Origin of the sequence: Dyadobacter sp. SG02 (assembly GCF_900109045.1) — a bacterium.
Lineage (GTDB): Bacteria > Bacteroidota > Bacteroidia > Cytophagales > Spirosomataceae > Dyadobacter.
Genome location: NZ_FNYL01000003.1, coordinates 513,328 through 536,937, shown reverse-complemented (window position 1 = coordinate 536,937; position 23,610 = coordinate 513,328). Strand labels below are relative to the sequence as shown.

Annotated in this window: 22 protein-coding genes; 14 read left to right on the top strand and 8 right to left on the bottom strand. The window is 50.6% G+C overall.

Features of this window, described 5'->3' with window-relative positions:
• The first annotated feature begins 17 nt into the window (after nucleotides 1–17).
• The 3 genes from BMW93_RS09400 to BMW93_RS09390 are packed head-to-tail and all read left to right on the top strand — an operon-like array spanning nucleotide 18 to nucleotide 2,001.
• Nucleotides 18–203 (top strand): LiaI-LiaF-like domain-containing protein, encoded by a 186-nt coding sequence (locus BMW93_RS09400; RefSeq protein WP_090374950.1) that lies wholly within the window; start codon nucleotides 18–20, stop codon nucleotides 201–203.
• 4 nt (nucleotides 204–207) lie between these two features.
• A complete protein-coding gene (locus BMW93_RS09395; protein WP_090374949.1) occupies nucleotides 208–1,245 on the top strand; it encodes a LiaF transmembrane domain-containing protein in 1,038 nt (345 codons plus the stop codon).
• A gap of 60 nt (nucleotides 1,246–1,305) precedes the next feature.
• The gene (locus BMW93_RS09390) at nucleotides 1,306–2,001 is read left to right on the top strand and encodes a M15 family metallopeptidase (protein WP_090375092.1); all 696 of its coding nucleotides are present in this window, start codon (nucleotides 1,306–1,308) and stop codon (nucleotides 1,999–2,001) included.
• A 5-nt stretch (nucleotides 2,002–2,006) separates the two neighbouring features.
• On the opposite strand, the gene BMW93_RS09385 is transcribed toward BMW93_RS09390, so the two are convergent.
• Nucleotides 2,007–2,726: a head GIN domain-containing protein gene (locus BMW93_RS09385; RefSeq protein ID WP_090374948.1), complete on the bottom strand. Its 720-nt coding sequence runs from the start codon at nucleotides 2,724–2,726 to the stop codon at nucleotides 2,007–2,009.
• Nucleotides 2,727–2,898: 172 nt separating this feature from the next.
• Between BMW93_RS09385 and BMW93_RS09380 the strand changes: the two genes are divergently transcribed.
• The 3 genes from BMW93_RS09380 to BMW93_RS09370 are packed head-to-tail and all read left to right on the top strand — an operon-like array spanning nucleotide 2,899 to nucleotide 6,397.
• The gene (locus BMW93_RS09380; protein WP_090375091.1) at nucleotides 2,899–3,519 is read left to right on the top strand and encodes an RNA polymerase sigma-70 factor; all 621 of its coding nucleotides are present in this window, start codon (nucleotides 2,899–2,901) and stop codon (nucleotides 3,517–3,519) included.
• 2 nt (nucleotides 3,520–3,521) lie between these two features.
• The gene (locus BMW93_RS09375) at nucleotides 3,522–4,559 is read left to right on the top strand and encodes a FecR domain-containing protein (RefSeq protein WP_090374947.1); all 1,038 of its coding nucleotides are present in this window, start codon (nucleotides 3,522–3,524) and stop codon (nucleotides 4,557–4,559) included.
• Nucleotides 4,560–4,579: 20 nt separating this feature from the next.
• Entirely contained in the window at nucleotides 4,580–6,397 is a 1,818-nt protein-coding gene (locus BMW93_RS09370; protein WP_090374946.1) for a hypothetical protein, read from the top strand.
• Nucleotides 6,398–6,400: 3 nt separating this feature from the next.
• Here the strand turns inward: BMW93_RS09370 and nadE are convergent, their stop codons facing one another.
• Nucleotides 6,401–8,461, bottom strand: coding sequence for an NAD(+) synthase (gene nadE / locus BMW93_RS09365; protein ID WP_090374945.1), 2,061 nt, complete (start codon nucleotides 8,459–8,461; stop codon nucleotides 6,401–6,403).
• A gap of 136 nt (nucleotides 8,462–8,597) precedes the next feature.
• On the opposite strand from nadE, the gene BMW93_RS09360 reads away from it, so the two are divergent.
• On the top strand, nucleotides 8,598–9,833 hold the full coding sequence (locus BMW93_RS09360) for an FtsX-like permease family protein (RefSeq protein ID WP_090374944.1): 1,236 nt from the start codon (nucleotides 8,598–8,600) through the stop codon (nucleotides 9,831–9,833).
• Here the strand turns inward: BMW93_RS09360 and BMW93_RS09355 are convergent.
• The 4 genes from BMW93_RS09355 to BMW93_RS09340 all read right to left on the bottom strand — a co-directional run bounded on the left by BMW93_RS09355 (nucleotide 9,823) and on the right by BMW93_RS09340 (nucleotide 12,684).
• Complete coding sequence (locus BMW93_RS09355; protein WP_090374943.1) at nucleotides 9,823–10,305, bottom strand: RES family NAD+ phosphorylase; 483 nt, start codon at nucleotides 10,303–10,305, stop codon at nucleotides 9,823–9,825. The two genes, BMW93_RS09360 and BMW93_RS09355, sit on opposite strands and share 11 nt — an antisense overlap.
• A complete protein-coding gene (locus tag BMW93_RS09350) occupies nucleotides 10,302–10,736 on the bottom strand; it encodes an antitoxin Xre/MbcA/ParS toxin-binding domain-containing protein (protein ID WP_090374942.1) in 435 nt (144 codons plus the stop codon). Before BMW93_RS09350 ends, BMW93_RS09355 begins: the two co-directional genes overlap by 4 nt.
• Before the next feature lie 76 nt (nucleotides 10,737–10,812).
• Nucleotides 10,813–11,973, bottom strand: a complete 1,161-nt coding sequence (locus BMW93_RS09345) for a methionine aminotransferase (RefSeq protein ID WP_090374941.1) — start codon at nucleotides 11,971–11,973, stop codon at nucleotides 10,813–10,815.
• 102 nt (nucleotides 11,974–12,075) lie between these two features.
• Nucleotides 12,076–12,684, bottom strand: coding sequence for a peroxiredoxin (locus BMW93_RS09340; protein ID WP_090374940.1), 609 nt, complete (start codon nucleotides 12,682–12,684; stop codon nucleotides 12,076–12,078).
• A gap of 148 nt (nucleotides 12,685–12,832) precedes the next feature.
• On the opposite strand from BMW93_RS09340, the gene BMW93_RS09335 reads away from it, so the two are divergent.
• On the top strand, nucleotides 12,833–14,974 hold the full coding sequence (locus tag BMW93_RS09335) for a TIM-barrel domain-containing protein (protein ID WP_090374939.1): 2,142 nt from the start codon (nucleotides 12,833–12,835) through the stop codon (nucleotides 14,972–14,974).
• A 3-nt stretch (nucleotides 14,975–14,977) separates the two neighbouring features.
• On the opposite strand, the gene BMW93_RS09330 is transcribed toward BMW93_RS09335, so the two are convergent.
• Both BMW93_RS09330 and BMW93_RS09325 read right to left on the bottom strand, forming a co-directional pair.
• Entirely contained in the window at nucleotides 14,978–15,454 is a 477-nt protein-coding gene (locus BMW93_RS09330; protein ID WP_090374938.1) for an NUDIX hydrolase, read from the bottom strand.
• A gap of 19 nt (nucleotides 15,455–15,473) precedes the next feature.
• The gene (locus tag BMW93_RS09325) at nucleotides 15,474–16,508 is read right to left on the bottom strand and encodes a LacI family DNA-binding transcriptional regulator (RefSeq protein WP_090374937.1); all 1,035 of its coding nucleotides are present in this window, start codon (nucleotides 16,506–16,508) and stop codon (nucleotides 15,474–15,476) included.
• A gap of 265 nt (nucleotides 16,509–16,773) precedes the next feature.
• On the opposite strand from BMW93_RS09325, the gene kduD reads away from it, so the two are divergent.
• From kduD to BMW93_RS09295, 6 genes are all read left to right on the top strand, one after another.
• Entirely contained in the window at nucleotides 16,774–17,544 is a 771-nt protein-coding gene (gene kduD / locus BMW93_RS09320; protein WP_090374936.1) for a 2-dehydro-3-deoxy-D-gluconate 5-dehydrogenase KduD, read from the top strand.
• Nucleotides 17,545–17,586: 42 nt separating this feature from the next.
• Nucleotides 17,587–18,417: a 5-dehydro-4-deoxy-D-glucuronate isomerase gene (gene kduI, locus BMW93_RS09315; RefSeq protein WP_090374935.1), complete on the top strand. Its 831-nt coding sequence runs from the start codon at nucleotides 17,587–17,589 to the stop codon at nucleotides 18,415–18,417.
• A complete protein-coding gene (locus tag BMW93_RS09310) occupies nucleotides 18,417–18,773 on the top strand; it encodes a cupin domain-containing protein (protein WP_090374934.1) in 357 nt (118 codons plus the stop codon). Before kduI ends, BMW93_RS09310 begins: the two co-directional genes overlap by 1 nt.
• Nucleotides 18,774–18,882: 109 nt before the next feature.
• Nucleotides 18,883–20,721 carry a glycoside hydrolase family 88 protein gene (locus BMW93_RS09305; protein ID WP_090375090.1) on the top strand — a complete coding sequence of 613 codons (1,839 nt, stop codon included), beginning with the start codon at nucleotides 18,883–18,885 and terminating at the stop codon, nucleotides 20,719–20,721.
• 11 nt (nucleotides 20,722–20,732) lie between these two features.
• The gene (locus BMW93_RS09300; RefSeq protein ID WP_090374933.1) at nucleotides 20,733–22,268 is read left to right on the top strand and encodes a tagaturonate reductase; all 1,536 of its coding nucleotides are present in this window, start codon (nucleotides 20,733–20,735) and stop codon (nucleotides 22,266–22,268) included.
• Complete coding sequence (locus BMW93_RS09295; RefSeq protein WP_090374932.1) at nucleotides 22,249–23,565, top strand: MFS transporter; 1,317 nt, start codon at nucleotides 22,249–22,251, stop codon at nucleotides 23,563–23,565. The genes BMW93_RS09300 and BMW93_RS09295 overlap by 20 nt, the downstream gene beginning before the upstream one ends.
• Nucleotides 23,566–23,610 lie beyond the last annotated feature (45 nt).

Below are 23,610 nucleotides of genomic sequence, written 5' to 3'. Positions count from 1 at the left end.
CATAAACCATATAAGCCATGAATTTCAAAAACATTTTCTGGGGAGTGATCCTCATTGTCATCGGGTCACTATTCCTGGTGGAAGAACTGACCGCCTTCGATTTCGGCCGCTTCTTCTGGCCCATTATACTGATCGTTACCGGCGGGCTGCTGCTGTTGCGCAACTTCCTGAATACTGACAATACTAACCGATCAAACATATAAGATCATGAAAAACTCACGTGGCATTGTTTGGGGTGGCTTGCTCGTCATTCTTGGGGTGATCTGGCTGCTTCGAAGCATGAACCTGTTGAATATCGATTGGGACCTGGTGCTGCCCTACTGGCCTGTACTGCTCATTTTGGCCGGGGCGATCCTGATGGCGGCCGGCCGGGAGCGTGGCTCCGGAGGCATCGTTGCGTTGCTTATCACGCTTGCCGTTTTTGGCGGGGTCGTCAACAAAACGCACCAGGCATTCGATAACCATGGCGATAACTGGCATTTCGGCTGGGACGATGACGACGACGACCATGAGTACGGCTACCACCATGATGACGATGATAATGATGATGATGATGGCGACGACGAGAAAGACAGTGATTATCAAAAAGAGCATTGGAAAGAAGGCGACCATCCGATCAACGGCTCCTACAACCACGAAATGGAGGATTTTATCCAAAAAGCCAATTTCAACCTCGAAGGGGGTGCAGGTTCCTTTTCATTAAATGGTAATACTGCCAAGCTCTTCGAAGCCGCCACTACCAGTACAATAGTTGGTTTCAAATCCAATACGTCAGTTAACAAGCTGGATAATTCCGCTTCCGTTACTTTGAAAATGGAAGACGGTAATGTTAAGATCAAAAACGGGGAAGTTTCGAATCAGGCAAAAATTCAGCTGAATGAAAAACCCATTTGGAATGTCGACCTGGGCATAGGCGCCGGAAAAGGTGACTTCGATTTCAGTAACTATAAAGTTGAAAAGCTGAAAGTGAGCACCGGCGTTGCCGATATGGACATCCGCGTTGGCGATAAACTGCCTGTGGCGATCATCGAAATCGAAGCCGGCGTAGCTTCGGTAACGCTCGAAATTCCAGAATCCGTCGGTTGTGAAATGCGGATGGACGGCGCGCTAAACGCCAAAAACATAGAGGGTTTGAGCAAAATCGGGGACGGACATTATAGAAGCTCCAACTTCGACACCGCAACGAAAAAAGTGATTGTGCATTACGAAGGCGGGCTGACCAGCATCAATATCAAACGATACTAGGCCATTCTTCCCGATTCAGCAAAAAGAATATCTTTGCAGCCTTTGCAAGGATATTTTTTTATGCTCAAAACTGCCTTTTATCTGCTGCTAGCCGCCCTCCCGGCATTTGAAACTACCTCCCAATCATCTAAATCACTGCCGCTTATCGAGCAAAAAATGATTGAGCGGGGCCTGGTAGATGTTCAAAAAGCGGACCCGAAAATTTTGGTTGAACTGAAATACTCGACTACCGACAACTTCATCGGGCGTGATGTGTACGGCGAGCTTACGCGTGCGTACCTGCAACCTGAAATGGCCAGACGACTTGCCAAAGCCAATGCATTACTCCAAAAGGAAAAGCCGGGATACCGCTTGCTGGTCTACGACGCCGCACGTCCTAATTCCGCCCAGTACGATCTTTGGGATGCGCTGGATCACTTAAAAATCCCTGCACGCAGCAAAACACAATATGTAGCTGATCCCAGGATCGGTTCAAACCACAATTTCGGGTGCGCTATCGACCTTACCGTGGTTGACGAAAAAGGCATTCCACTCGATATGGGCACGAAATTCGATTTTTTCGGACCGCTGGCTTATCCGCGCTCCGAGCAGGAAATGCTGAAAAAAGGAAAGCTGACGGTCAAACAAGTTGAAAACCGCCAGCTTTTACGAAAAGTGATGACCCAGGTGGGATTCAAGGTCAATACCACGGAATGGTGGCATTTCGACGGCATGTCGAAAGCGCAGGCCCGGGCTAAATACGGAATGATCCCCTGAAAATATTATTCAGCACGAACGCTACTCCCACCAGTTACTTCCTTTGCCACTTTCGGGTTACCGCGGTAACGTACATTGCTCGCGCCCGAAGCTTTCACGTCGAGCAAGCGCGTCACCCAAACTTTCGCATTGCTGGCGCCTGAAATGTCCAGATCCGACTCTTCCGTTTCCAGTTCGAATGCATTGAGCTGCGATGCGCCGGAAGCGTCGCCGTCCAGAAACTTTATTTTACCGAATGCATTCAGCTGGGAAACGCCGTTGATGTCAAATTTCAATGTAGTACCACTACCTTCAAAATCGCATTGAGAAGCGCCTGAAAGGTCGATTTCAATGCTGGGCAGGTTTTCAAAGTCATTGATCTCCGCGTCGACCGCCCCCGAAAAATCTACGCCGGCCAGATCGGGCATCGTAATGTCAATATCCATTCGCTGCCGTTTTCTCCACGAATTATTGTAGCGGGCCGTCAGCTTGCCGTCTTGTACGAAAATGTTGAGGTCGTCGAGGTCATTGCGTTCTCCGGTGGCTTCTACGCTGAACGACGAGCCTCCAACGACGTGCACGCGGATTGCATCGCTTACTTCCAGTTCATCGAAGTTGCGAAAATCATAAGTGCGTGTGGTTTCGCCGCGTGGTGGAATGTCTTCATCCTTGTTAATGTAAACGCAGGATTGGAAAACAGAGGCGATACTAAGGGCAACAGACAGTTTAAGAAAAATTTGTTTCATGGCTAAAAGATGTTGTTTAACGGTAGGACAAGTGGCTCCCTGTTTCCCCCTATTTAAAAAAATAAAATTTCTCATAGGGGTACGCGGCGGGTAAGTTGTCTCTTTCCAAAGGACATTCAATATGACCGCTCTTCTATATCAGGAACCGCTAATCGAAAGAGATTATCTATTTTTGACCGAAAATCAAAAACAGATAACGGTGCACTCTTCCGACCCAGAAATAGTCAGCGCGATAAGGCGGGGCGATGAACAGGCCTTTGAGCAGACCTTCCGGACCTATTATCCGAGGCTGTGCAACTATGCTTGTACCATGCTGAAAGATGAAGAAGAGTCGGAAGAAGTCGTACAAACGGTGTTTTTGACGATCTGGGAAAAGCGGGAAGACCTCGAAATCACGCTTTCGCTGAAATCCTATTTATACCGCGCCGTACATAACCATTGCCTCAATCGCTTCAAACACGCGACAGTACGTGAGGCGCACAAGGATTATACGATGTACTTTTCCAGTGGTTCTTATGATTCCGTGACGGAGGTAATTCATGCCGGAGAGCTGGAAGAGCGCATTGAAAAGGCAGTAAGTACGTTGCCGGAGCAGTGCCAAAAAGCATTCAGGCTGAGCCGTTTTGAGGAATTGAAGTATCAGGAAATAGCAGATCAGTTGGGAATATCCATTAAAACGGTGGAAAATCAGATAGGGAAAGCATTGAAAATTCTGCGCGCGGAACTGGCGGATTATCTGCCGGTTACGCTTTGGTTGGTTGGTAGCATTGTTGAACAGTTAATCGGATCGTAACCATGAACTCATCTCATGCAAACATATCGGAGGAGCTGTTAGCACGTTACCTGGCCGACACCGCCTCGGATTCGGAAAGAAATGAAGTCGAAGCCTGGCTCGCCGAATCGGAAGCCAATGCCCGGGAACTCGCAACTTACCGGCTGATCTGGGACCACACGGCTGCGATGAAAAAAAGCAGCATGACCGTGGATACCGATGCTGCCTGGACTAGAATGAAGGGTAAAATGGCGGCCGGCAAGACGGCTGTCCCCGCGCAGGAAGTCCCCACCAGGGAAGCAAAGACGATCGAATTCCGGCCCGAGGTGCAGAAACGCCGGCTACCGGTAACGGTCTGGGCCGCTGCGATGATCGCCATTCTGGTGATGGCATTCGGATGGTTCTTCCTGCTTGCCGACAAAACACCGGAGTCGCTGAATGTAGCCACTGCTAATAATACAACCGAGCAGATTCTCCCGGACGGCACCAAAGTTTTCCTGAATTATAATTCAAAATTGACCTACCCTGAAAACTTCGAAGGTGATCTGCGGACCGTCTCTTTGCAGGGAGAAGCATTCTTTGATGTAAAGCCTGACGCAGCGCACCCGTTTGTGATTCAGGCAAATGGGACAGAAATCCGCGTTTTGGGAACGTCTTTCAATGTAAAAGCCTACAATAAAGCTCCTGTACGAGTAGATGTTGCCACCGGAAAAGTGCGGGTAAGTAAAGACGCGCATCGCGTCGAGCTCGTAAAAGGGCAAAGCGCGGAAGTACTGAAAGACTCGATCCGCAGCCTGCAAGCCAACTTGAACCTGATGGGCTACCGGACGCAGGTGTACGAATTCAACGCGGCCGACCTGCAAGATGTCGTCAGCTCGATCCGCGACGGTTACCACGTGGACGTGCGGCTGTCCAATGAGAAGATTGCGCAATGCAGGCTAACGATCCGCTTCGAAAAAGAACCCGTGGACGCCACATTGTCCGTGATCGCCGAAACCCTCGACCTGAGTCTTCGGAAAGAAGGAAAAGTATACTGGCTCGAAGGAAACGGTTGCCAATAGAAACTTCAAGTTATCCTGCTTTGAAACTATTTTACAGAATTACTTTCTGGTGTATCTGCGTTTGCCTTCTCCCAGGCCACATTTCGGCCCAGGATTTGCTGGAAAAGCGCATATCATTAAAGGTCACCAACCTGCCGCTCGACGAAACGCTGCAAAAAATCGGCAATATCGGCGGTTTCAGTTTCTCGTACAGCCCCGATATGATCGACGTCAAAAGCCGTGTCTCGTTCCAGGCAGTCAACCTGAGTGTAAGGGAAATATTGGTGGCCATTTTTAAAGACAAAGTCACATTCAAGGAGCGGCGCCGTTATATTATCCTTCAAAAAAAACCGGAAACCGAAAAGCCGGAAGAACCGGAAGACTTTGACCTTAACGGTTATATCATCGACAATAAAACCGGTAAAAAGCTGGCTAACGCAAGTATTTATGAGGCGGCAACCTTAGCCTCGGCGGTCAGTAACCAATACGGATATTACAAAATCCGCCTTTCGGCAACCCGCCCCTCGCTCCGGCTGGAAGTCCGGCGAGAGGATTATATAGGCAAATCTATTCCCGTTCCGACCCGCAAGGACACTTATTTACAAATTTCGCTCAACCCTGATACGCTAAAACCTATTTCAGGCAAAATGGCCACCCACACGCCCGTACAGGTGGATTCGCTGCACACGCGCGTGGCTATCCCGCAATTTGAAACCGCGAAGGTCGATTTGCCGCGCGACACCATATTTATCGACAGTTCGGCCAGCGGCAAAGCCATTACCTGGGCCGATTACGAGTCGCTGCGCAAGAAATACCGGCGGGTTCAGAACAAGTTTGTAGGCGCATTCGCATCCGCCAAACAAGCCGTGCACACCCGCAACATCGAAGACACGCTGTATGCGCCCTTTCAGGCATCCATTTTGCCATTTCTGGGTACCAATCATGGGCTGAGCGGGAATATTGTAAATGAGTATTCCATTAACCTCATTGCCGGCTATTCGCTGGGTGTGTCCAAATTCGAGATCGGCAGCTTGATCAATGTTGTAAGAGGCAATGTTACGGGTTTCCAACTCGGCGGTGTAGCCAATGTCGTGGGCAACAATGTGACAGGGTTCCAGTACGCCAACTTCCTTAACATGACCCTTGGTAATTTCACCGGCTTTCAGGGCACCAATTTCATCAACTATACCGGAAAGAATTTTTCGGGCTTCCAGGTTGCGGGCGTTGGTAACGTGGTTGTGGGAGTTTTGGAGGGCTACCAGTTTTCTGCCGGTTATAATTATGCGCATACCGTGCGAAAAGGCCATCAGATCGGCTTCATTAACTATGCGGACTCCACGGGAAAGGTACCTTTCGGGCTGTTTAGCTGGGTACACAGCAATGGCTACCGTCGTTACGAGTTCTCGACGGACGAGTTCAATTATTTCAATACTGCATTCAAAACGGGCGTAGAGCGGTTTTACAACATTTTCAACCTCGGTTTCAACGGAGATACGAAAGACAAGCCGCTGTTTACCCTCGGTTATGGGTTCGGTACCGCACAACGACTGGGTAAAGGTTGGAGCGCCAACGCGGATCTTACCGGTAGCATAGTATGGCTAAACACTGACAGAAACGACGACATCAACCAGGGAATCGTAAAATTCGCATTAGCGATCGAAAAGAAAATCGGGTCCCGATTCGCATTATTCGCTGGCCCCTCGCTCAACACTTTTTTTGCCAAAGATTCAGGATTAATCAATGCGGAAGCAAAAAAAGGGCTTTCTCCCGTTTGGTTAGGGAAAAAGCCTGATAGTTCCACAAGGAATTACGGCTGGGTTGGATTTCAGGCAGGGATACGGTTTTTGAATAAGATTTGATGATCAAAACCCAATCCGCTTCCTTCCGTTCTGCACGGCTGCCCCATTCACATAAGCGCGCAGTTCCGCGAGCTCTTTTTCAAATCCACCCGACAAAATCGGGAAACGGCACCATGAGCGCGGATCGAGGTTGCGGTCATCGAGGTGGAAAGACGGGGCGTAACGCTCGCGCTTCCATTGATTGCGGCTCCAAAGTTTAAAGAACCGCTCTGTCCAGCCGAGAAGTTGCTCAACGCTATAAATGCCTTTGTAACGTACATAAAGGTTCCTGTACGATTCCAATGGCGACTTTTTGTCCCTGATCGCGAGCCCTTCCAGGTCATTTAAAAACTCGTAGGGCATCAGATCGGCTTCGTCGGTCTGCGTCTGCGCCAGCGGCCGGAGCTCGGCGGTAGGTTGCAGACTATTTACTTTTTTCAAACCTTCGATCCGGATGTGTTTCCCTTTCACTTCGCAACCTACCGTTTCGAGCCAGCGGAGCCATTGGCGCAGGTAATGCTTGTCGATGCCCGCCAGCGGACTAATGCTGCCGGAAGTATCGCCATCCATGGTAGCATACCCAACGGCAGCTTCCGATCGGTTCGAAGTAGCGAGCAAAAGGTGGTTCGACAAGTTGGTCAGCAACCACACACCCGGGGCGCGCACGCGTGCCTGGATGTTCTGCAATGCGATATCGTCCTGCTCCCAGGTCAGTTTACGGCCGATCTGGTCTTCGATCAGGCCTTTATAAGTCTCTACCAGGCCATTGATATTCACATTATAAAAGGTCGAACCGATCGATTCCGCCAACGATTGGGCGGAGTCCAGCGTGTCGGAAGAGCTATTTTCGGTTCCCTGATAAATATTGTGGATCAAAACTCGGGCAAGATCTTCCTCCGTTTTGGCAGATTGAATATCCTTGATGTAGGACAATTTCTGCTTGAAACGCTCCATTCCGATACTCTCATCGGCCAGACGGATCATTAACCCGCCTAATGCCGTACAGGCACAGGAATCTGCCCCGCCCGAAAGCGATATCGTGAAGCCATTCGAACGGCTCTTTCGCAGGTAATCGAACAATGCGAGGCATTCGGCCCGGGCAAACTCTTCCTCCTTCAATGCACCGCCTTTTTCAAACGGCTCGATCTCCGGCGTTTGCGTCAGTACCGGCTCGATATCCGGGAAGTCGAAACGGGCGGGGATTCTCCACGTCCGCTCTTTGGTTGTGGCGGCTATTTTGCTCTGAACCTGACTTAAACGGGTATATTCCGTATCGATAACTGCCGTCGTAATCACATAATCCTCGTAGCTGAACCGCGGGCTGGACGCCAGCAAGTCGCCATTCGAAGCGATCATCGCATCGCCATCATAAACAGCTCTTCCAGCCTCATTACCAAGGAGATTTGTATAAATATAACTGCATGAGAACGACCTGGATGCATCGACCACCAGCTTCTCACGCACCATAAACTTGTTGAATGCAAAATGGCTGGCACTTGGGTTGAGGATAATATCAACACCCCGCTCGTAATGCCTGCGCGCGGGACGGTTGGCCACCCAGCCGTCCTCGCAAATCTCGAATGCGATCTTCACGCCATGTGAACCGCCGAGGATCGGGCCTGATGCAACGTCAAAAATCACATCCCCGATCGGGTAGAACATCTGGTTCACCTCGATGCTTTCCACCGCGCCCGGCTGCCATGGCCTGAACCAGCGTGCTTCGTAATGAATACCATTGTTCGCAAGGTTCTGTTTGCAGTAAAAACCGGCGATTTGTTTATTGGAAATCAGGCAGGCCGCATTGTACAAACTTCCATTATGACGTAATGGCAAACCCACGGCTACGATCATTCCCGATGTTTCTTCCGCTATTTCCAGCAGGCAACGCTGCGCTTGCTCCACCAGGTCGGGTGCAAAAAAATAATCGTCACAGCCGTAACCCGAAATGCATAACTCGGGCAGGCACAGCAGGCTTACCTCCTGCTTCCGGGCCTCCCTGATCGCGTCGATAATGTTTCGGGTATTGGCCTCCCAGGCCATGGGTGTCTGGTTTACAACTCCGGAAGCAACTTTGATCAATGGCATGGACGATGGTATGTTTTCGACTCGGTATGTGTTTGTGCTAAATCAAGGCAGGCAACTTAATAAAAAAATGCCTTTTTCGAACCGCTAAGGTTTTTTCCTATTTTTGTCAACAACTAATTTAAAGAACAGATTCCTCTTGCAATTCCCCTCATTCATCGCCAAACGGATACGCCATAACGAAGCAGGATCGTTTTCTGCCACAGTTTCGCGGATCGGCGTGGCCAGTATTGCCATTGGCGTTGCGGTAGGGATCATCGCTTTTGCGGTGCTACTGGGTTTTAAGCAAACCATCCAGCAAAAAATATTCCTTTTTAGCGCGCATATCAATGTAAACGCCTTTTCGCAGGGTAATACTTACGAAGAAGCGCCGCTGCCCATCAGGAATGCGGTGTCGCAAATACTGCCGACCATCCCGGAAATCAAGCGATGGCAGGCCGTGGCGCATAAATCGGGCATTCTGAAAACGCCGGATGAAATCAAGGGGATTATCCTGAAAGGCGTCGGCAAGGACTACGATTGGGAAACTTTCAAACCCAACCTCCGGGAAGGCAAGCTGATCGACCGCACCGATTCTTCGTCGGTTAAATATGGCTATTCGTCCCAGATCCTGATCAGCCGGAAAATAGCGACGCAAATGCGCCTCAAAATCGGCGACGATGTGATCATGTACTCGCTTCAAAATCCGCCCAGGCCTCGTAAGCTGGAAATTGCCGGTATTTATGAAACCGAAATGGAGGAGTTTGACAATAACCTGATTATCGGGGACATCGGTCTGGTACAGCGGCTGAATGGCTGGGGTGCCGATTCCGTCGGCACTTATGAAATCTACCTCAAAGATTTCTATGACCTCGACGCGGTCACCCACAAGCTCCGCCGCGAACTTCCGCCGGGCCTGTTCCTGCAAAAAGTCACCAGCCTTTTTCCGCAAATATTCGACTGGCTCGTCCTGCTCGACCGCAATACGGCCGTTTTTCTCGTACTGATCCTTTTCGTGGCCTGCTTTAATATGATCTCGATCCTGCTGGTCATGATCATGGAACGGACGCCGCTGATCGGTTTGCTCAAAACGCTCGGAAGTCCTAACCGGCAAATCAGGATGATCTTTTTCCGGGTCGGCCTCGATATGGTCCGCAAGGGCATCGTCATCGGTAACGTGGTCGGGTTACTGCTTTGCTGGCTGCAATACCAGTTCAAACTCATCCCGCTAGATCCGGTCAATTACTATATGGATACGGTCCCCATCGTATTCGATTGGGGAATTTTCGCGATAGTGAACGTCGTGACCGTCATCATCACAGCTGCGATCCTGCTCATTCCGACGCTTATTATCACGCGAATCCAGCCGATTAAGGCATTGTTGTTTAAGAAGTAGGTTTTCTTGCGAGAAGTTTGGCAAGCAACCGCAGGTCGGTTGAAAAATCAACGGCCGGCAAAAACTGAATATCCCCGAAGTTTTTAGCAGCAGGGTTCAATATCACATTTCTTTCCTGGGGCACAATGGCCGATGGCGTAGTGAAAGCGATGATTTCAGGGTCGCTCAGAATTTGCTCACCGATCCATTGGGAATAGGAAATATCGTCCATCCAGCTTTTCTTCAATCGCTGGTCGTCGACATGGAAAACGAGGTTTTCATCGTCAGGGATGTCGATCCGAAGCAATGCAAGACGCTCCATAACTTCCCGGAATTCGGCATGAACGTACTTTTCCAATAATGCGAGCGAAAGGTTCTGACTGGCGTAGATACAGGGGCAACCCTCCGGATTCCAGCGCCCGCCATACAGCTTGGCACCCGAACCGGACAGATCATCGATGTACGCCTTTGCGGCAAGGCGATACGCGATCATATGTATACGCCATGCTCCATGCGCCCGAGCTCATTGCAGATCAGCTTCACACCCCAGAAAGAGCGCAGCGTCGAAAAGTCCTGCGTTTCTCCAAGAACCTCCCGTGGCGTACGGAGCCATCTTTCGAAAGCTTTCAAATCACCGAATACTTCAATGCCAAGCTCCGTCATGTTTTCGAGCTGGTATAAATGCTCGGCATAAAGCCCCTCAAAAGACCTTTCTTCTTTCAGATACCGGTGTAAAGTCCTGTCGCTCACGTGCAATATCTCCGCCCATTCCAGCTGCGTGAAGGGTAACTTTGCAGAAAGCTCCCGAAAACGCTCCACAGGGAAGATGTCAACGGTTTTACGGGCAACATACAATACTTCGGGCTCCTGTGCGATCCGCAACGGAGTCGTTTCCTCGTACTTTTGATAATGAATCGTTTTCATACCGTCCGAAATTTGTCAGATTAAGTTACGACTTTTTTCGAAACTAGACAAGATTCTTCGGTTTCTCCAAATCTTTTTACCAAAGTGCCCGGTTCAACAATTCTGCGGCTTTCAGCAAGGTCTCATCATGCTTCGCAAAGCAAAATCTGAGTGTTTTGAAGTCAGTTTTCCTGGCATAAAATGCTGAAACCGGAATGGAAGCGACACCCACTTCCCGAGTGAGCCGCTCGGCGAGTGCCGCGTCATTTTCTTCGGATAGATTAGCATATGATACGTTCTGAAAAAAACTACCTTCGGAAGGTTTCAGAACAAAACCAATACCCTTAATGGCTTCGTTAAACAAATCCCGCTTCCGTTCGTAGAATGCAGAAAGCGTCAGGTAATGCTCAGGCTCGTTGAGGTATTCGGCCACGGCAAATTGAAAGGGCGTTACGACGCTGAATACCAAAAACTGATGAATTTTCCGGAACTCGGCGGTAAGGTAGCCAGGCGCCAGGCAATACCCGAGTTTCCAGCCGGTTGTATGGAACGTTTTCCCAAACGAGCCGCAAACAAAGCTACGTTCAGCCAGCGAAGGAACAGACGCCGCCGAAATATGGTCACGTCCGTCAAAAACAATGTATTCATAAACTTCATCACTGATCACGATCAGGTCTTGCTCTTCTGCGAGGGTGGCAAGCGCCTGTAAATCGGAAGCCGCCCAGACTTTGCCGGTCGGGTTATGCGGTGTGTTGATGATGATCGCCCGCGTCTTGCCCGTAATGCGTGCCTTCACGGCTTCCCAATCGATGGAATCATATTGCGGATCGAGGGTCACAAAAACCGGGATTCCACCACTGAGCTCGATGGCCGGAACGTAGCTGTCATAGGCCGGTTCGAAGACGATCACCTCGTCGCCCGGATGCACCACGGTGCTGATCGCCACGAATAATGCTTCGGTAGCGCCGCTGGTGATGGTAATTTCCGTTACAGGATGATATTCACGACCCGAACCTTCGAAAGTCTTCTTCGCAATGGCCTCGCGTAATGGCAATGCACCCGGCATAGGCGCATACTGGTTCTTGCCCGACCGCACATATTTGTCCACCAGCGCTTGCAAGTCAGGTGAGCAATCGAATTCCGGGAAACCCTGCGCCAGGTTTAGCGCCTTATGCTCTTCGGCCAGCGCCGACATTTTGGTAAAAATGGTAGTCCCGACGTTGGGAAGCTTCGATTGCAACGGGTTTTTCAACAACATATCCAAAAATCGTATTAAACAAATACCGTGTCAGCGGCAAAACCAAAGATAATGCATGGCTGCCTCGCTGACACGGTATGAATGCCAAATATATAATTTCCGCTAACGGCCGTCGTAAATCGCCTTCAAAACAGCTTTAACATCCGGTGTATCGTCAAAATTCTCGTCGACAAACGCATAACCCACCCTCCGGTCACGACCGAACACAAAGAGCGACGGTGTGAAAACCTCCTCCGAAATACCGGCAATGCGGTCCCAGATCGGCGAAGTTTCCGAAAACACGCCATAGGAGCGTGCGACGTTGTAATTCTTATCGTGGTAAATCAGCGCTCCGGCGTCCAATTTCCTGGCAATGCGCCCGATTTCCTTTTGAGATTCATTGGTCAATACCAGCAGCTGTCCGCCCAGAGCCTCCACCTGCGGCGCAAGTGATTTTAATGCTTCGAGGTGTCGCGGCGCGTAGCTGCCCCAGCAATTGCAATAAAAACTGAGAACAAGCGGCTTGAAACGCACCAGGTCGAGGATCGATCGTGATTCGCTGTCCGAAGTGGTACTCGTAAGTGACGTCACGGGAAACCCTTCCTCATTGCGGAGATAGAATAGCGGCGCCGGTTCATCCTTCTTCGGTGGCTCGATCTGCTCTTCCGCTACCCGTTGTTTGAGTTGTAAGGTGGACACGTTGCCCAGTTCGTCTTCAATTTCGTAGTACATAATGCCAGGGGTCTTCTGATTTCGAAGCTCAAAATTATCAATAATCTATATATCCTACAAATTTAATAGACTTATTTTACCACCATCGGTTTTTAGTATAAAATTTGATTAAACGCTTATTATATCGATCCCAGAGCCCTAGAACCACATGCGCCACTTAAAACCAGTCCTTTCGACCTTTTTTTTATTCCTCGTTCCCGCCCTGCTTTTCGGGCAAATTATCACCTGGAAGGAGATTCATCCGGGCGTCTGGAAAGGCACTGCGGGTAAACCCGATGCTTACGATCTGCTTAAAGCGGCAGAAACTACTGCCTCGCCCGCGCTTGCGAAACTACCCAAACAGGATTTCCCGCTCGATAAATCGGCGATTTCGTTTCAGCTGAACAATGGTAAATCCTACCTGAGACTGCCCTTGCAAAGAAACGAGCAACTCTACGGCTTCGGGCTGAATTTCCAGACCATTCACCAGCGCGGCCGCATTATGCAGCTCCACGCCGATCATTACGGCAAGTCGGACAATGGGCGAACACACGCGCCGGTGCCGTTTTATGTATCGTCGCTGGGTTATGGTGTTTTTGTAAACTCTGCCAAATACATCGACGTGTATGCAGGCTCGGGCGTACGCAAGGACAGCCAAAACCCACCGAAGGTCATGGACCGCAATACCGATAAAAACTGGGAAGCACACCCCTATTCCGACGCGGTCGAAATGCTGATTCCGGCCGAAGGCATTGAAATATATGTTTTTGCAGGCCCGAAATCAGTCAATGCGATCGAGCGTTTCAATTTGCTGAGCGGTGGGGGCTGCCTGCCGCCGCGATGGGGACTGGGCTTCACGCAGCGCGTCCACCGCCTCTATACGGCCGATCAGGTGAAGCAGGAAGCGAAGGCATTTGAAGAAAAAGGCTTCCCGCTCGATTTCATCGGTCTTGAACCCGGTTGGCAAACAAAATCCTACCCCTGCACATTCGAATGGGACCGCTCCCGCTTCCCCGATCCGGCGGCTTTTGTAAAGGATATGGATCAAATGGGTGTCAAAATCAATCTCTGGACAAACCCGTACGTCTCCCCCGATGCTTCGATTTACAAGGCAATAGCCCCTTATACCGGCACGCACACGGTCTGGAACGGCATTGTACCGGACCTATCCATGCCGCAAGCACGCAAAATATTATTCGATCAGTTCGAAAAGGAACATGTTAAAATCGGCGTCAGCGGCTACAAGATCGATGAAGTGGATGGCTTCGACTCATACCTGTGGCCCGACGTGGCCACATTTCCGTCCGGCCGTTCGTCGGAGCAGATCCGCCAGACTTACGGGCTGCTCGTACAGAAACACAGCTTCGAAATGTTCCGCCGCAACAACATGCGTACTTACGGGCTCGTGCGCGCATCCAACGCGGGCGGAGCGCCGTTTCCTTATGTGATTTACAATGATAATTACAGCCACGAAGATTTCATTACCGCGCTGATCAACAGTGGCTATGCCGGTGTGCTGTGGACGCCCGAAGTACGCGCATCGAAAACCGCCGAAGAATGGCTCCGACGTTTCCAGACGGTTTGCTTCTCTCCCATGGCGATGATCAATGCCTGGTCGAGCAGCATGCAGCCGTGGACATTCCCCGAGGTAGCGCCGCAAATCAAGGCATTGGCCGAGCTGCGGATGCGCATGATGCCCTATTGGTATTCCGAATTCGCCAAATATCATTACAATGGCACGCCACCATTCCGCGGGATGAACCTCGAAGAAGGTTTTGGAATCAATATGAAAAAAGAGAAAACGGCGACCAACCTGGAAGAAAACCCGTATGAGGAAGCTGTTACCCGCGAGGTGAAAGATCAGTACATGGCCGGCGAATACCTGCTGGTGGCTCCGCTGTTCACGGGACAAACTTCCCGGAAAGTTATTTTACCCAAAGGCAAATGGTACGATTTCTACACCGGCAAACTGGCAGGCGACGGCGAAGTGATCACCATTAATCCAGGAATGGACCAGATCCCGGTTTTCGTCAAAGACGGGGGCATTATTCCCATGATGCCTGCCATGCTCCACGCGCCGCGTTCAGGCGCGAAAACCGCTATTGAAATCCGGCATTATGGCGAAAAGAACGCGACCTATAACCTCTACGATGATGATGGCGAGACATTTGCATACGAAAAAGGCACATTCTCCTGGCGTACAGTCAAAGTCGAACGGCAGGGAGGAAAACTGACCGGCAGCATATCTCAGCCTGAAACCGGCAAGCCGAATACGATCGGCCAAGTTACCTGGCGGTTTATGACGGAATAGCAGCTACCCGGCGTCGAGATCGCGGAATGGGGAGCTGAAATGCCCCTTTTCAAGCGGCTTTTTCGCCAAAGCATCGGCCAGGAACTCGGGATAGACACGGATCGAATGCAGGTCGGTGACGGCATGCCAGTGAAAAAGCAGCTCATCCTGCCCTTCGACGCCCAGGAAATCTTCCTGATCGGGCAGGTCCTTGATCTGCATTTCAAAATAGAAACCTATTTCGTGGTACTTATCGCCATTGTAAAGGAAGAAATTCTCGGAAACCCACAGCATTTCACCGGCCTCGGCGTTCAGGCTGGTTTCTTCCTGCATTTCACGTTGTAAAGTGTCTTTGGAAAACTCAAACAATTCGCAGCGTCCGCCTGGGAGCGTCCAGAAATTGTCGGAAGGGGCTTTATGCAGAAGCACCTTGCCATTCAGCACCGCCACGCCGGCGACCCTGTAATTGAACAATGCTCCATCGATACGCAGGCTGATCATTAGTAATGTGGTTTTTCCGCTAAACTACGGTTTTTCCCACAGACGATTCCCGTATTGTCAATGCAGTTTTGAGTGAGCGCGTTTCGAATTTCTCGTCCTTTTGGGGATGTTCTATCAACCGGATCAGCAGTTCGACGGCCTGTTGTCCCATTTCCATAGCAGGCTGCATGACGGTCGTCAATGGCGGATTGAGCAAATTGGCCACGCTGATGTTGGTAAAACCGACGATCGCAACTTCATCGGGCACGCGGATGCCTTTTCTTTGAAATACCGACATGCACCCGGTCGTAAGGCGGTCGCTGGCAGTAAATATGGCATCGGGTGGCTCCGGCAGCGTGAGCAGTTCATCGATCGCGGCTTCGTTCTCCGCCTCTATTTTCCCTCCGTACAAACAGTATTTAACATACGACTCATCAAATGGAATGCCGTAATCTTCCAATGCCTTCTTGTAACCGGCGAGCCGTTCCGTTGTAATTGATAAATAAATAGGGCTCGTCAAATGCGCGATACGCCTGCGGCCGGAAAGGATCAGATGCTCGGTAGCCTCGTAACTTCCGGTGAAATTGTCGGCCACCACCTTGTGCGTCTCGATATCGTTAGGTACGCGGTCGAGGAACACGATCGGCAGCCCTTTTTCCATTAGCTCCTGAAAATGCACGAGATTCGTCGTAAGGCTCGCCAGCGACACCAGCAACCCATCCACACGCCTGGAAACCAGATAGTTGGTATTTGCCACTTCCCTTTCATAGGAATCATGGCTTTGAAAAATCACGACGTGATAGCCCAGGTTATAGGCAATGGATTCGATTCCGTTAATAAGCTGCGAGAAAAAGTGGTTCGCAATTTCGGGGATGATGACGCCTATCGACTTGCTTTTACTGTCCTTCAAACTCAATGCAATGGGATTCGGGCGGTAATTCATCCGCTCGGCGTACTCCATGACCAGTTTTTTAGTCTCAGGGTTAATCTCGTAACTATTTCTCAATGCACGTGAAACCGTCGAGGTCGACAGGTTCAGTGCTTTTGCAATATCCTTGATGGTGATGGTTTCCAATGGAAAAATTGGTTTATTCCAACTTATTATTCGTTTCAAAATATCCCCCGCCTTTCTTCCCTGCGCTGCCGGACTGCCAATTTATCTTAAAATTTACAATCATCCGGCTCAACTGACAACGTTCCCGATAACGATTGCACAAAAAAAGACAATTCGTTATTTGATTTTTCTGATTATTCAGTCTAACATCGTTTGGCTGGGGTCTATTTACTACCGACGCTAAAATTATCGGATACCCCGAAAAAGACAAATCACAAACCCATTAATGAATACCGTTAATTTATTTGATCTGACCGGAAAGACCGCTTTGGTAACCGGCTGCAATCGCGGCATTGGGAAAGCCATGGCCGAAGCGCTCGCCGAAGCCGGTGCGGATATTATCGGCGTAGCCTCTTCTGAATTCAGGGAAGGTAGCGAAACAGAACGCGCAATTCGGCAAACCGGCCGGAAATTTTATCCCTACCAGGCCGATCTGGGCGATCGCGCAAAGCTTTACCAGTTCATCGACCAGGTCAAAAAGGATCACCCGGTCATCGACATTCTTGTCAATAACGCGGGAATTATCCTACGCGAGCCAGCAGCCGAACACCCCGACGAATATTGGGATAAGGTACTGAACATCAACCTGGACGCGCCATATATACTCGCCCGCGAGCTGGGCAGGGAAATGATCGCGCGCGGGTCGGGCAAAATCATATTTACAGCATCGCTCCTGACTTTTCAGGGAGGCATTAATGTGCCCGGATATACCGCTTCGAAAAGTGCTATCGGTGGCCTGGTGAAGGCTTTGGCCAACGAATGGGCCGGTAAAGGCGTGAATGTGAACGCCATCGCGCCGGGTTACATTAACACCGACAATACCGAGGCATTACGCAACGACCCGGTACGCAGCAAGTCGATCCTCGACCGCATTCCGGCGGGGCGCTGGGGATTGCCGGAAGATTTCAAAGGTCCGACGCTGTTCCTGGCTTCCGAAGCCGCGAGTTACGTGCATGGAACCACATTGGTCGTCGATGGCGGCTGGATGGGCCGTTAACCAAACTATTAATCCAAAGAAATTCAAAAGTAGCCGCATAACATGCAAATCAGATTTGAAAGCAGCCGGAAAGAAGTAGCGCAAATGGACACCGATGCCCTGCGCGACAATTTCCTTGTTAAAGATATTTTCCAGGAAGGCGAAATCCATTTCGTATACAGCCATTACGACCGCGTGATCATCGGCGGCGCCATTCCATTGGCCACGCCGCTGGCAATCCCCGTATTCGATGCATTGAAAGCCTCCTATTTCCTCGAAAGGCGCGAAATAGGCATTATCAATATCGGTGGCGACGGCGAAGTCATTGCCGACGGAGAGCATTTCGCAATCAGCAAGCTGGGTTGTGTCTATATTGGAAAAGGCACAAAAGAGGTGTTGCTTACCAGCAAAAATCCTTCGGAACCAGCCGCTTACTACCTGCTGTCCTCGCCCGCGCACCACACGCACCCGACCCGGTTATTCACAAAGGAAGACGCGACGCCGGCCACCGTGGGCAGTATGGAGACTTCGAACCACCGTACCATTTACAAATACATTCATTTGGACGGCATTCAGAGCTGCCAGCTGGTAATGGGCCTTACGGTATTACAAACGGGTAGCGTTTGGAATACCATGCCTTCACACGTACACGACAGGCGCATGGAAGCCTATTGCTATTTCGATGTCCCTGAAAATCAAAGGGTATTGCATTTAATGGGCGAACCTTCGGAAACCCGGCATTTGTGGGTGGCTAATCGGCAGGCGGTTATTTCGCCACCGTGGTCGGTCCATTCCGGCTGCGGCACGTCCAACTACGCATTCATTTGGGGAATGGCGGGTGAAAATAAGGATTATACAGACATGGACCCGGTATTGATCGGCGATCTCAGATAATGGAAGCATTCAAAGAAAAAGAATTCATCGCCGACGGCGAAATCGCCTGGGAAGACCTTGGAGGCGGCCTGAAACGCAAGATCATGGCCTATGACGACAACCTGATGATGGTGAAAGTCGCATTTGAAAAAGGCGGGATCGGGACCTTGCACAGCCATTTCCATACCCAGATGAGCTATGTCGAAAGCGGCGAATTCGAGATAACAATCGGTGAGCGGAAGCAGGTTTTGCGGCAGGGCGATGTCTATCACATTCCTCCCCATGTCGTGCATGGTGCATTGTGCCTTTCGGCCGGCATGCTGGTCGATATTTTTACCCCAATGCGGGAAGATTTTGTCAATATTCCAAAGGTATAAACTGTTCCAGATGGCCATTTCGCTACCCCGTACCCGCTCTTTTCCACTCTGGATCGCCTGCCTCGCAACTACCTGGTCGACAGCCCAGGAATTGCCGCTTTCCCGGCAAATGGCGGATTCCTTTATGGCTAATCATAAGGATTCGATCCTCGTCGGCAAAAACACGGCGACGAAATGGGACTATGAGCAGGGGCTGATGCTGAAAGCTATTGAAAAAGTGTGGTACCGGACGGGTGAAGGCAAATATTTCGAATACATCCGTAAGGACATCGACCAATACGTGCGCCCCGACGGCAGCATCCGCACTTACCGCTCCGACGAATACAACATCGACAACATCCCGCCCGGTCGTGCATTGCTGACCTTGTACCAGCAATCCCAGCCCGACAAGGAGAAGTACAAAAAAGCCGCCGACCTGCTCTGGAAGCAACTCGAAGAGCAGCCCCGCACGAAAGAAGGCGGTTACTGGCACAAAAAGCGCTACCCCAACCAAATGTGGCTGGACGGCCTTTTCATGGGCGAGCCATTCGCCGCCGAGTATAGCGCCATTTTCCACCATCCCGAGCATTTCGACGACATCGTCAGGCAATTTGCATTAATTGAAAAATATGCCGTCGACGAAAAAACAGGGCTCGTTTACCACGCCTATGACGAAAGCCGCGAGCAGAAATGGGCGGATAAGACAACAGGCCGTTCCCAGAGTTTCTGGGCGCGGGCCATTGGCTGGTACGCCATCGCGCTCGTGGACGTGCTGGATTACCTGCCGGCGCAGCATCCCGGCAGAGCGCAGCTGATCGGCTATTTGCAAAGATTAGCCCCTGTTCTGGCCAAATACCAGGACGCGGAATCGGGTGCCTGGTACCAGGTGATCGACCAGGGCAAACGTGCCGGCAACTACCTCGAGGCATCGGCCTCGTGCATGTTCGTATATGCGCTCGCGAAAGGCGCGCGACTGGGCTACATCCCTGAAAAATTTGCTATGAATGCAAAGAAAGGTTACCAGGGAATCCTTCAAAATTTTGTAGAAAAAGAAGACAATGGCTCTTTAAGCCTTAATAAAACCGTGAGCGTGGGTGGCCTGGGCGGCACGCCTTACCGCGACGGCACTTATGAATATTACCTCAGCGAGCCTATTCGTAAAAACGATCTCAAAGGCATCGGTCCATTCATTTTTGCGAGTATTGAAATGGAAATCGCGGCGGAGAATGCCGTTGGAAAGGGAAAAACCATCGGTTTAGACTACTATTTCAACCACGAAACCCGCAAAGACCTGACCGGCGCGCCAGAGCAATTCCATTACACCTGGGAGGACCGCATGCACTCGGGTTTCTGGCTTTGGGGCAATACTTTCCGTGAGTTGGGTGCTAAAACGGTTTCAATTCCCGCAGCACCTGCTGCCGCGAGCTTGAAAGGCATTGATATCTATGTTATCGTCGACCCGGACACCAAAAAAGAAACGTCCGAGCCACATTTTATCGACGATAAATCTATTTCGGAGATTGAAAAATGGGTGAAAGCAGGCGGCGTACTGGTACTCATGGCGAACGACACCGCCAATTGCGAAATCCCGCATTTCAATAAACTGGCTGCGAAATTCGGCATCCAGTTCACGAATAAGAACCGGAATATGGTGCAAGGCACGCAGTTCGAGCAGGGTAAACTGATGATCACCGCCGGGGCAAAAGCCGTTTTTCCACACACCCAAAAAATTTACATTAAAGAACTTTCACCGCTCGCCCTCACGCCGCCCGCCAAACCATTGCTGACCGACCAGGGCGACGTCATTTTGGGTATTTCCAAATATGGTAAGGGTACTGTGTTCGCCGTGGGCGATCCATGGCTTTACAATGAATATGTTGACGGCAGGAGGATCGATACCAGCTTCGAAAATTTCGAGGCGGGCAAAGACCTCGCCGGTTGGTTGTTGAAACAGGTTGTTAAAAAGTAAATTTAAATGCTATGGGCTACCTCTTCCGGGAAAACCTTCGCCAGCTCAGGAGCCAGCCCGCCGTGGTAGTGGCCGATGATTCCGTGTTCCAGCTGCCGGAGAAAGTGCTGCAATTCGGTACCGGCGCATTCCTCCGCGGCCTGGCCGACTATTTCATAGACAAAGCCAACCGGCAAGGCGTCTTCAACGGCCGGATCGTGGTCGTGAAATCCACCGACCAGGGTGATACCAAGGCATTCGAGCGACAGGACAACCTTTACACGATCTGCTCACGAGGCATTCAGAATGGGGAAGCGAAGGAGGAAAATATCATCTCTTCGGCGATCAGCCGCGTGCTTTCGGCCAAAACACAATGGTCGCTCGTGCTGGACCTGGCCAAAAACCCGGCGGTGAGCATTGTGATATCCAATACCACGGAAACCGGTATTCAACTCGTTCAGGACGATATTTACCAATGGCCGCCGGTGTCGTTTCCCGGGAAGTTGCTGGCGTTCCTGTATGCGCGCTATGTGGCATTCAGCGGCAACCCCGATTTTGGCATAACCATTATTCCAACGGAATTAATCGCCGATAATGGCAAAAAGCTCGAATCCATCATCCTCGAACTCGCCCACCGCAACGGCCTCGAAGGCGCATTCATCGACTGGATCGAACAATGCAACTTCTTCTGCAACTCGCTGGTCGACCGCATCGTACCCGGCAAGCCCGACGAAATACGCCTGAAAGAACTGGAAGAAGAACTCGGTTACCGCGACGAGCTGCTGATCGCGACCGAGCATTACCATTTGTGGGCTATCGAAGGCGATGAGCGTATCCGCCAAAAAATCGGCTTTTACGGCATCGACGAGGGGCTCATTATTGAGCCGGACATCGAACAATACCGGGAACTCAAACTGCGGCTGCTTAACGGCCCTCACACTTTGGGGGGCGGTCTGGCGCATTTGTGTGGGTTCAAAACCGTAGTCGAAGCGATGAACGACCCGTTCTTTTCCGCATACATTACGCATTTAATGGAAAGTGAAATCGCGACATCCATTCCTTACGACGTCCGCCCGGAAGTAGCGCTGGCATTCAGCCGCCAGGTCGCCGATCGTTTCCGCAACCCGCATATTCTACACAAGTGGTTCAATATCAACCAAAATTACTCTGCCAAGATTCTTTCCAGGGTGATCCCTACCTATTTGAACTACGAAGCAAAAAATGGCTACCTGCCCGAGTATATGACCTTCGGGCTCGCGGTTTTCATTCATTTTATGAAAGTCGTGAAAAAAGAGGGCGATCACTACTACGGCCGTATTGAAGGCGTGCCTTACCTGATCCAGGACCCGAAAGCCCCGTTCTTTTACCAGAAATGGCAAATGGCATCGCTGCCCGACATGGTACAAGCGATACTGAAAGAGCAGTCGATCTGGGGCCGTGATTTGAATAAAATCGATTCTGTACACAGTTCCATCGTCAGATATCTACAATCCATTGCGCAAATTGGTATTACTGAAACACTTAAAACGCTTCTAGAAAAAACGGAATATGCTCTCTCACAATCCTGAACCCGCAGAAATCCAGGCGGAGGACAAAAAAACCAGCTACCGCTGGCGCGTTGTTGCCCTGCTGTTTTGCGCAACGACCATCAACTACCTCGACCGCCAGGTGCTCGGCCTTCTCAAACCGACGCTGGAAGCCGATTTCGGCTGGTCGGAATCCGATTTTAGCCACATTGTAATGGCGTTTCAGGCGGCCTACGCATTTTCGCTGATTGGTTTCGGGGCTATTATCGATAAAATTGGTACCAAAATCGGCTACGTCATCTCCGTGGTGGTATGGAGTATCGCAGCCATGCTGCACGCCGTCGCAACCGGCACATTCAGTTTCGGGTTCATGCGTGCCATTCTCGGGTTGGGCGAAGCCGGTAACTTCCCGGTGGCGATTAAGGCTACCGCCGAATGGTTTCCTAAGAAAGAGCGGGCGCTGGCGACAGGCATTTTCAATTCAGGAGCTAATATCGGCGCGGTGGTGGCACCTATCATGGTTCCCTGGATTTTGGGAGCTTACGGCTGGCAGGAGGCATTTCTCATCACCGGCGCGCTGGGTTTTGTATGGCTGATATTCTGGTGGCGGATGTACGAGATCCCGGCGAAGCAAAAAAATATCAACAAAGCAGAATACGACTATATCCACAGCGACAACGAGCCCGATACCAGCAAGGAAGCACCTGTAAAATGGCTTCAACTGTTCAAAATCCGGCAAACCTGGGCATTTGTATTTGGTAAAATGCTTACCGATCCGATCTGGTGGTTCTTCCTTTACTGGCTGCCTTCCTATTTCGCGGAGGCATTTAAACTGAATCTTTCAAAACCGAGCCCGGAACTTGTAATCGTGTACACGGCCACTACGATAGGGAGTATCGGCGGCGGCTATTTGTCGGGTTATTTTATCAAAAAAGGCTGGCCGGTGTTCCGCGCCAGGAAGACCTCCATGCTGATTTTTGCATTCCTGGTCATGCCCATTATGGCAGCTCAGTATACGACCAATATCTGGCAGGCGGTGGTGCTGATCAGTCTGGCGGCGGCGGCGCACCAGGCGTGGAGCGCAAATATTTTCACCACGGCGTCGGATATGTTTCCTAAAAAGGCTGTAAGTTCGGTCGTCGGTATCGGCGGAATGGCCGGATCAGTAGGAGGCATCCTGTTTCCTCTTTTGGTAGGGATCATTCTCGACAACTACAAGGCTGCCGGGAACATCGGCGGAGGCTACAATGTCATTTTTATCATCTGCGGGTTCGCATACCTGCTCGCGTGGGGCGTAATGCACTTGTTCTCGCCGAAAATGGAAAGGGTTGATATCTAGTTGACCGCCGATCGATAATTGTAATATCCTAATTCCTTATTAATC